This window comes from Amycolatopsis rhizosphaerae, assembly GCF_007713715.1.
GTDB classification, from domain to species: Bacteria; Actinomycetota; Actinomycetes; order Mycobacteriales; family Pseudonocardiaceae; genus Amycolatopsis_E; species Amycolatopsis_E rhizosphaerae.
This window is the reverse complement of the sequence record NZ_VJWX01000281.1, coordinates 1-9,240: the sequence shown is the minus strand read 5'-3', so window position 1 is coordinate 9,240 and position 9,240 is coordinate 1. Positions and strand designations below refer to the sequence as shown.

General features: G+C 70.0%; 6 protein-coding genes. 1 reads left to right on the top strand and 5 read right to left on the bottom strand.

All coding sequences use genetic code 11. The features are described 5' to 3' along the window. The 5 genes from FNH05_RS24125 to FNH05_RS24105 form a co-directional block, all read right to left on the bottom strand. The coding region (locus tag FNH05_RS24125; protein ID WP_144590994.1) for a helix-turn-helix domain-containing protein at positions 1-280 on the bottom strand (280 nt) is incomplete at its 3' end. 189 nt (positions 281-469) lie between these two features. Then, positions 470-2,092: an LCP family protein gene (locus tag FNH05_RS24120; RefSeq protein ID WP_144590993.1), complete on the bottom strand. Its 1,623-nt coding sequence runs from the start codon at positions 2,090-2,092 to the stop codon at positions 470-472. Positions 2,093-2,213: 121 nt separating this feature from the next. Further along, positions 2,214-4,352 carry a phospholipase A2 gene (locus FNH05_RS24115; RefSeq protein WP_144590992.1) on the bottom strand — a complete coding sequence of 713 codons (2,139 nt, stop codon included), beginning with the start codon at positions 4,350-4,352 and terminating at the stop codon, positions 2,214-2,216. Between the two features lie 155 nt (positions 4,353-4,507). After that, entirely contained in the window at positions 4,508-5,758 is a 1,251-nt protein-coding gene (locus FNH05_RS24110) for a GGDEF domain-containing protein (protein ID WP_144590991.1), read from the bottom strand. Between the two features lie 782 nt (positions 5,759-6,540). After that, complete coding sequence (locus FNH05_RS24105; RefSeq protein WP_144590995.1) at positions 6,541-7,734, bottom strand: MFS transporter; 1,194 nt, start codon at positions 7,732-7,734, stop codon at positions 6,541-6,543. Between the two features lie 415 nt (positions 7,735-8,149). Here FNH05_RS24105 and FNH05_RS24100 point away from each other — a divergent pair, with 415 nt between their 5' ends. Beyond that, entirely contained in the window at positions 8,150-9,055 is a 906-nt protein-coding gene (locus FNH05_RS24100; RefSeq protein WP_144590990.1) for an SDR family NAD(P)-dependent oxidoreductase, read from the top strand. Positions 9,056-9,240: the final 185 nt, after the last annotated feature.

Below are 9,240 nucleotides of genomic sequence, written 5' to 3'. Positions count from 1 at the left end.
CCGCCAGGTCGAGCCGGACCCGGCCGGGCTCGTCCGAGAACACCCGCCGGTGCACCCTCGCCAGCAGCTCCTGGGGCAGCTCGTCCATCGCGAGGCACAGTTCGACCAGCCGCACCACGGAGCACTGCCGGGTGCCCAGTTCGTAGGTCGCCAGCGTCTGGAGCGAGATGTCGCTTTGCAGGTGCCGGTTCAGTTCCTTGCGCGTCCAGCCTCGCCGCCGGCGAAGCTTGCGGAGTTCCTCCCCCAGAACCCGCTGGTAGCGGTCGCTGTCGATGTGCACTCCTCGTCCCCTGCCTTGACCTGGCGCAGTGCCGTTGCCCGGCGCCGGCAGGTCCGGTCGAACTTCAGCGATTCCCACAGCTATGTAAGTCGCTGAGCGGCCTGCTCTTACGCGACTTCGGCGGACTCGTTGAAGTTGTTCTGGAGGATTAGGTCGTTCGGCCTAACGGGACGAGGTTAATCGGAGTAGCTAGTTCACGCAGGTGATGCCGTCGGCGGTGATCGGTTTGTCGTCCCCGGAGGGGGCCGGTGCGGCGTTCGACGTGACGGGACCGGCGGCCTGCTGGACCGGTGCGGTGGGGCCGGAGTAGTCGCTGCCCACGACCACGACCACGTGCCCGGCGGGGATCGAGGTGTCCAGTTGCAGCGTGGCCGGCGAGCCCAGCGCGTCGGCCACACTCTGCGCCGCGTCCTTGGCACCGGAGGGATAACGCACGGTGGTGCGAGTGACACGGCCCGTGGCGTTGCCGGTCTCGCCCCCGGTGAAGCCCTTCCCCGTCAGCACCTGGGACACGGTGTTCGCCAAACCCTGCTTGACTGTTCCGTTGTGGACGTCCACAGTGGTGCCCGCGTTCGGGTTGGGCGCGGCGGAGGCGGGCTGGCCCGCCACCGCGGTCTGGCCCTGCACGAACTGCCGCACCTGCGCCGGGTCCACCTTGATAGCCGAACCGTCCTCGGGCGTGTTGTAGTCCACGTCCTGCACCGGAATGGTCTCGAACTCCAGTTTCCCGCCGGTGAGGCCCTTCATCTGCTGGGCGAAACCGAGGATGTCCCAGCCCTGGTTGAGCACCACGGACTTCTTGATCGCGTCGATGAGATCGCTCAGTTTCGACGGATCGGCCAGTGTGCCCGCGGACAGCACCTTCTGCGCCATCCCGGCCATGAACACCTGCTGGCGCACCACGCGGTCGAGGTCACCGCGCGGCAGCCCGTGGCGCTGACGCACGAATTCGAGCGCCTCGATCCCGGAGATGGTGTGCCTGCCCTTGGTGAAATTCGCCCCCGAGTACGAGTCGTTGACGTTGTCCTTCAGGCAGACGTCGACGCCGCCGATGGCCTTCGTGATGTCGGAGAAGCCGAGCAGGTTGATCGACGCGTAGTTGTCGATGGACGAGCCGGTGAGCTGCTCGACCGTGGCGATGAGGGTTTGGGCCCCGGCCTGTGCGCTTTTGACCTCGACGTCCCGTGAGTCCTTGTCGCCGGCATTCAGCAGCCGCTTGCGTTCGGTTGCCTTTCCGCGCGCGTACGCGGAGTTGATCTTGTGCTTGCCGAAGCCGGGGATGGTCACGTAGGAGTCGCGGGGCAGCGAGATCGCGACGGCTTTGCTGCCGTCGTTGGGGATGTGCACCATGATCAGCGTGTCGGTGTTCTCCTCACCGTCGGAGACCCCGGCGCGCAGTTCGTCGAGAAGCTGCTGGGGCAGCGGGTTGCCCTGCGCGTCGGTCCGGCTGTCCATGCCGACCAGCAGGATGTCGCGGGCCCCGTCCGCGGGCCGGTCCCCGCTGATCACGTCGGCCGTGGTGAGCCCGCTGACCAGGCCCTGCATCGCGGCCCAGGCGTAGCCGGTCAGGCTGATCACCAGCAGCGAGACGAGACCCAGCACGATCTTGATGCCGCGGCGGCGATGGCGCGGCGGCGGCGGTGGAGCCGGGCGGCGGGGGCCCTGGGCGGAGCGCCGCCCGGTGCGGGTCGCGGCGGGGTTCGCGGGTCCTGCCCGTCGTGCCGCACCCGCGCGTTGCGCATCCGTGGGGCGTCCCTGCCGCGGGGGCGCGGGACGCCGGGGCCCACGCTCGTTCCGTGGCGGATACTCCACGCCGACGTCTCCCTTCCCCGATTACAGGCCCACCGGGTGCTCACAGGTAAGACGTCTCTCCCGTGGCACCGGTTGCCGTAGCGTCGCATACCGGCGGGTAAAGGTGGTTCACAACACCCGGTTAACGGTTTTCGATCACCGTTCTGGCTGGCAGGAGGGCACCCGCCGCGCAGAGGAGCGCGAAGACGGCGGTCGCCCCGTTGACCGCGACGGTGACCACTTCCCCGTGGTACCCGTCGGCCGCCTCCAGAAGCGGCGGGACGCAGGCCATCGCGGTGACCACCCAGGTGCTCGCCGCGGCGCTCGCCCCGGTGCGCACCGCGTGCAACAGGAACACCCCGAGCAACAGTTGGATCAGGTTCTGGATCGGGTCCAGCGGCAGGCCGAGCAGGGTCTGCCCGCCGTCACCTCCGAACCGGGTGAGCGCGAAGCCGAACAGCCCGATGGTGGCGAACCCGATGCCCAGCGCCGTGGCGGCGTGGGCGAGCCAACCGCTTGGCCGGTGGTGGTGCCAGGGGACGTGCCCGTCGCCGTGGCGCTCGAACCACCAGAACACCAGCAGCGCGGGGACCGCCAGCAGGCCCAGCGCCACCAGGGTGCGCGGGCCGAGGAGCCACGCCAGCGTGGCGGCGGGCCGGGACACGATGGTCACCAGCAGCAGCATCGCGGCGAGGAACGCGAGGTAGAGGCTCATCGGCGCGCGCAGCGCGAACCGGACGGGCACAGCGAGCGCCCTGCGGCGGGTCAGCCGGGCCAGTGGCCGGGCGAACAGGCCCAGCAGGCACAGTTGGACCAAGCCGAGCAGCAGCACGGGCAGGGCCGGAGCGGCCAGCGCGGGCAGGGCGCCGGGGGTGTCGATCAAGGTGGGGGAGAACCCGCCCGCGGTGGTGAGCAGGACCAGCCCGGCCAGGCCTACCGCCACCCCGGTGACCAGGCGGGCGGGACGGCGGAGGGGCAGGCCGCCGAAGGCGACCTGCTGGGCGAGCAGCGCCAGCGCGAACACGGCCAGGTAACGCGGCACCGGCGAGCTCACCCAGCCCGCGGCGAACTCCGCCGACAGCAGGAAGGCCAGCAGGCCCAGCCGGGTGAGCACGGCCGCCCGCCGGTGCAGGGCCAGCATGACCGGGGTCGCCACGACGGTCAGCAGGTAGACCCCGAGCAGCCACAGCGGGTGCAGGGCGAGGCGGACGACGGCGGCATTGGTGCCGTCGGGGATGCCGAGGAGTTCCAGCGCCAGCGGGACCGCCGAGGCGACCACCACGAAGACCAGCGCGGGTCGCAGCACGCTGCTGGCCCGGTGCGCCAGGTACTGGCGGTAGCCGCCGCCCGCGCCGGTGACCGCCTGCCAGCCCGCGGCGTTGGCCCGGCCGCCCGCGAAGAAGAACAGCGGCGAGAGTTGGGCGAGCCAGGTGAACGGCGCCAGCACCGCCTCGCTCGCACCGGCCCAGCGGGCGAGTGCGATCAGGGACTCGCCCAGCGTCAGCAGGATCAGGCCGGCCGCGCAGAGGGTCATCCAGGGCGAAGTGAAGGCCGGGCGGGGCCCCGGTGCCGGCCCGGGGGCCTGGTCCGGTGCCGGACGCGTCCGGCGCCGGGTGTGCCAGTCCCGCAGCCGCAGTACGAGCAGGCAGCCGATCACCGCGATCCCGGCCAGCATCGGCCCGATCGGGTCGCCGACCGGCGGTCCCCACCGCTGGTGCCAGGAGTTGACCACGAGACCGGCGGTGTAGAGCGACGCGACGAGTTGGCAGGTGTGCGCTGAGCCGTTCGGGTTGATCCGGCACATCGCGTGCATGTCGGCGGACAGCCGGGCGTCGAGCGAGGCGCGCGCCGACGAGGGGAGCGGTCGGCCCACCTTGTCCGCGTACCGGAGCAGGTCGTAACCGAGATCGTGCGCCTTGCACGGCACGCTGTAGTCCCACTTGGTGTTGTCGTCGCCCCAGGGCGCGGAACACCCGCCGTCGACGTGCACCGCCCGTACCGTTCCGTCACGGCCGGGGATCGCGCCGGGAACGATGCCGGTGACCTGGGTGAAGTCGGCGGGCAGGAGGCTCAGCGCCGTTGCCTGTGGGCCGGGATGGACGAGCGCGTCGATGGCCCGCTGGGCCGCCGCGGCGCCGCCGGTCAGCCGGACCTGGTCCGGTGGGGCGGTGGGGCGCGAGGTGACGAAGCCGAAACCGAGCAGGGCCAGGGTCAAGGCGAGTAGCCAGGCGGAAGTCGACAGCGGCCGTCGTGAGCTCGGGGACTCGGCGCGGGTGATCATGGGCTCCAGGGTGTCAGTGGCGGCGGCGGTCTCCTAGGGGGAAATCCCCCGGTTCGGGTGGCACCCTAATTCCCCCCTGTGCCGGAGGTGGTGGCAGCGGGGGCTGTTTGCTCCGAATGATTCGAAGCGAACAGCCCCCGCTGCCGACCACTCCCTCAGGCGAGGGGAAGCGGGCTGGGCCTGACCTCGGCCAGCCGGACCTGGTTGCGGCCGCCCTCCTTGGCCTCGTAGACCGCGGCGTCGGCGGCCTGCATGAGCGTTTGCAGCGTGTCGCCGTGGTCGGGGTACACCGCCACCCCGATCGAGGCGGTGCGATCGAACACGGTGATCTTGTCGCCCCGCTTGTTGGTGGTGGCGATCCGGAGCTGGGCCACGGCGGCGCGGATCCGCTCGGCGGCCCCGGTCGCCGCCGCCTGGTCGGCGTCCGGCAGCAGCACCAGGAACTCCTCCCCGCCGAAGCGGCCGACCACGTCGCTGGGCCGCGTGACCTCGTTGAGCAGCTGGGCCAGGTTCCGCAGCACGTCGTCCCCCGCCGGGTGCCCGAAGGTGTCGTTGATCCACTTGAAGTGGTCGAGGTCGATCATCAGCACACCCAGCCGGTCGTCGGACTTCGTCGCCCTGGCCAGCGCCCGCTCCGCGGACTCGGTCCAGCCCCGCATGTTGAACACCTGGGTCTTCGGGTCGGTGCGCACGTCGTCCTGCAGCTGCTCGAGCTCGGCCAGCCGGTTGAACACCACGGTGACCACGGCCATGATCGCCACCGCCGGGGGCAGGACCACGAGCAGGATCGCGGTGACCGCGCCGAGGCCGATCGTGATCGCCTCCAGCAGGTTGTCGGCCCTGCTGCCGAGCACGCTCCGCACGGTCGGTTTCGTCTGCGAAGCCAGGCTCAGAATGCTGCTGACGTAGAGGATCTGGACCGCCTCGAAGACCAGTCCGGCCACCACGAGTTTGCCGAACTCGGTCAGTGAGGAGACCGCGGACAAAGCCTCCCAGTGCCGTCCGCCGAGGGCGAGGAACACCGAATGGGCCACCGTCGCGGCCAGCATATGGGTTATTGACGAAAACACGAAGTTGTGCGCGGGGCGCCGGGCGACGAACCAGTGCTGGATCCGAATAAGCAGTACCAGCAGTACCGTCAGCGGGGCCGGCAGAATAATCGCGGCCGGGAAGACCCAAACCGCGGTGAGGTCGATGAGTACCGTCCGCACCCGATTTCTGCGGCGCTCTTCCTGGCGCCGGGTCAACTGGATGTGGACCGTCGCGCCGGCCGTGAGAATCGCGAACCGCAGCCAATCGGGAACGGCCGGTACGGGGGTGGTCGCGAATGCCACGGCGAACCAGGCAAACGCCAGCAACTCGGCGCAGACCAGGAATGCGATGAATCGCTTGGGCCGTCGCCACAATGCCCAATTGCGTGGGCGAAATGAGCGAAGCGTGCCCGGAGAATCACTCGTCGTGTCCGTCTCCGCGGGCAGGTCTCCGGCGGGTTTCGGTGTCGTCACGCCGACCGTGCCGCCGGTGCCCTGGTCGTCCGTGCCGGCCGTTTGGCCGGGGAGCGTCGGCGATCCCCGCCTGGAGGGAAGCGGTGGCAATGGTTCACCTTCTCTCGACGAGCCCTGCCGCGGCGGGGTAACTTTGCTGTGCCCGGAACGACGCCGGGTGCTTTCCTTCAACAGGTATCATCCCACCGCATGTGAAGTGTCGTGTAGCCGAGGACCTCGGTGCTACCGGCACTTCACCACTGAGTACGAGCACCGATCGGAGGTGTTCTCCTTGTCGAACCGTGACTTCTGACCCCGACGCATGCGCCCTTGTTTGTTTGTCGCAGAATGGAGGTGGCTCGCCGTGGCGAACCGTGACTTCTGATCCCGCGTCCCCGGAATGTGTTGCTTTTGCCGTCGGTGAGGAGGAGTTCTTCATGTCGAACCGTGACTTCTGAGACCGTCCCGCAGCTGGTGCTTTGTTTGCCCGTCCGCCCGGAGGTGAGCCCCGTGTCGAACCGTGACTTCTGATGTCGTTGTTGCCAGTGGTGTTCGTGTCGTTACCGATGGAGGTGTTTTTCGTGACCAACCGCGACTTCTGATCGGCCGTGTTGTCCGTTTGTTTCCCGCGAGAAAACAGGAGGTGACTGGTTGTGGCCAACCGTGACTTCTGAACCGATCGGCCGTTCGGCCGAGAAGACTGCTCATACCGCCGTAGCCGTTTCGGCGGCCGCTCGTTGCAGCCGCGCCCAGGACACCGCGAGGGGGATGCCGAGCAGTACCCCCGCCGCGCCCGCGATGGTGATGGCCGTCGTGGCCGAACCCAGCCACTGCGCGACCACACCGCCCAGCGCCACGCCCAGCCCCTGGGCCACGCGCAGCCCCGTCCGGTAGACACCGCCGGCGCCGCCTCGTAGCTCGTTGGGGACCCAGGTGATGAACGAGGCGCCCACGGTGACGATGTACGCCCCGGCGGCTCCCGCCGCCGCGAGGGCGACCAACGCCAGCAGCAGGTCCGGTCGCACGGAGAAGACGAGCAGGATCGCGGTCGGGACGAGGGCGAGCACGCCCAGCACCCGCCGCCGCGCCTCCGGCGACACGTAGTGGGACATCAGGAACACCCCGACCACGAAACCCAGGGGATCCGCGGCCAGCAGCCAGCCCACGGCCTGGTCCGGCGCGCCGATCTCCCGCGCCAGCGGAGCCACCAGGCCCTCCGGGATCACCGCGAGTCCCACCAGCCAGGACAGCCCGAGTAGCACACGTAGCCGCGGCTGCCCCGCCACCCACCGGATCGCGCCGAACCAGCTGCCGCTCCCGTCGCCGGGCGCGGGCCGCGACCGCACCCACTGGTGCAGCGCCGTCGCGCTGATCGCGAAGGTGGCCGCGTCGATCGCCAGCGCCCACGACGGCCCGGCCGCGGTGACCAGGAAGCCGCCGCCCGCCAGCCCCAGCAACATGGCCGTGTTGGTGGTGATGCCGCGAATGTCCTGGCTGCGAAGATAGAGCTCGTCGTCGGTGAAGATTTCCCTGGTCAGGGCGTTCTGCGCGGCGTTGGCCGGCGCGCCGGCGAGCCGTGCCAGCACGACCAGGCCGCCCAGTGGCACCAGCGGCATGCCCGGTACGGCCATGACCGCCACGAACACCGCCTGGGCCGCGGCCGTCGCGACCAGCACGCCGCGGCGGGGGAAACGGTCGGCCAGCTGCGCCAGGCCGAGTCCGCCCGCGAGCGCGGGCAGGAAGGTCAGTGCGTAGGCGATCGCCGACAGCAGGGCTGAGCCCGTTCGGTGGTAGACGACGAGGGAGAGCGCGACCGTGGTGAGCTGGTCGCCGAAGGTCGACTGTGCTTCGGCGAGCCAGACGGCACGGAACTCGCTGTTCGCCAGTGCCGACCGCATCGATGGCCGGGGTTGTGTCTTGACCAACTCGTACCTCCCCCCTCCTCGCGTGACGCGGGGCGCCACGCATTCTGTCGTCCGCCGCGGGGTACCGGGTACGGGCACTCACCCAGACGGCAGGAAAGACAACAGACAGTATGCCGCTTACGCCCCGGAAGCGGACCGTTACACGATGGTTTGGCCCCATCCGGTCGTAGCACCCTCACCTCGCGCTACGACGAACGGCGGATAGCGGGGAGTGCCGCTGACCCGCCCGCGGGTATGTCCCGCTGGTCAACCCTCACTCGTTCGGCGCAGCGAGCTGACCACTCGTCGCGTTCGCCCGGGGGCGGGGTCCCGCCGGGGCGAACACTGGTGCCAGGGCCAGCGGGAGCCGTCGAGTGACCGCGTCGGAGCTGGCCGGTGGGGAGACGGGATGAGCAGTCAGCCTGCGGGTCTGAAGGACCGCGCGGTGGTGGTGACCGGGGCCGGGCGCGGCCTCGGGGAGGCGTTCGCGGTGCACCTGGCCCAGGCCGGGGCGAGGGTGGTGGTCAACGACATCGACGCCGGTCTGGCCGAAAGCGCCGCGGAGAACATCCGGCGGTACGGCGGTCAGGCGGTGGCCAGCGGGCACGACGTGGCCGATCCGGAACAGGCGCAGGCGCTCGTCGACCTGTGCGTCGGCGAGTTCGGCGGGATCGACGGGCTGGTCAACAACGCGGGACTGAACTACGAGGCCCTGCCCTGGCAGGAGGAGCCGGGGCGGATCCGCGAACTGGTCGGGGTGAACGTGCTGGGCCCCATCTACACCGGCGTCGCCGCGGTGAAGGCGATGAAGGCGCAGGGCCGCGGTGGCGCCCTCGTCAACGTCTCCTCCGGCGCTTCGCTCGGGCAGCGCAAGCTGGGGGTGTACTCGGCGAGCAAGGGGGCAGTCGCCTCCTTGACCTACTCCTGGGCACTCGACCTCGAAGAGGAGGGCATCCGGGTCAACGCGATCTGCCCGCTCGCGCACACCCGGATGGTGTGGAAGTCGGAGCGGTCCCTGCGCAACTGCCCACCCGACCGCACGCCTTCGAGAATCGCGCCGCTGGTGCTGTTCCTGCTCTCCGACGACGCCGAGGGCATCACCGGCCAGGTCGTGCGCTGCAACGGGCCGCAGCTGCACATCGTCGGGCAGCCGTACCTGAAGGCGCCCATCCTGGAGCGCGACAGCTGGGACACCGAAACCGTCCGCCGCGCCTTCGACGAGGTGTTCGGCGCGCACCTGGAGCCCTACGGCCTGGAAAAGCGCGTCCCGCCGAGGCTGCGGAAGTGGACCCAGACCCCCCTCCGCTCGGCCTGACACGACGGAGGCGATGGCCGTGAAGGGCCCCTTCACAGTCGATTCGACCGTGAAGGGGCCCTAATGGGGTGTGTTCGGGCTGGTTTGGCAGGCTCGGATGTGGTGGCTGCTGGTGGGTGAGCACTTGTGGGTCCCGGGTTTGTTGAGATCTTCGTGAAGACCGTGCCCCTACTGGTGGTGGAAGA

Bases quoted from the DNA above. Each gene is read 5' to 3' on its own strand.
- FNH05_RS24115 (WP_144590992.1), bottom strand. From the start codon at position 4,352: ATGATCACCCGCGCCGAGTCCCCGAGCTCACGACGGCCGCTGTCGACT.
- FNH05_RS24105 (WP_144590995.1), bottom strand. From the start codon at position 7,734: ATGCGGTCGGCACTGGCGAACAGCGAGTTCCGTGCCGTCTGGCTCGCC.
- FNH05_RS24100 (WP_144590990.1), top strand. From the start codon at position 8,150: ATGAGCAGTCAGCCTGCGGGTCTGAAGGACCGCGCGGTGGTGGTGACC.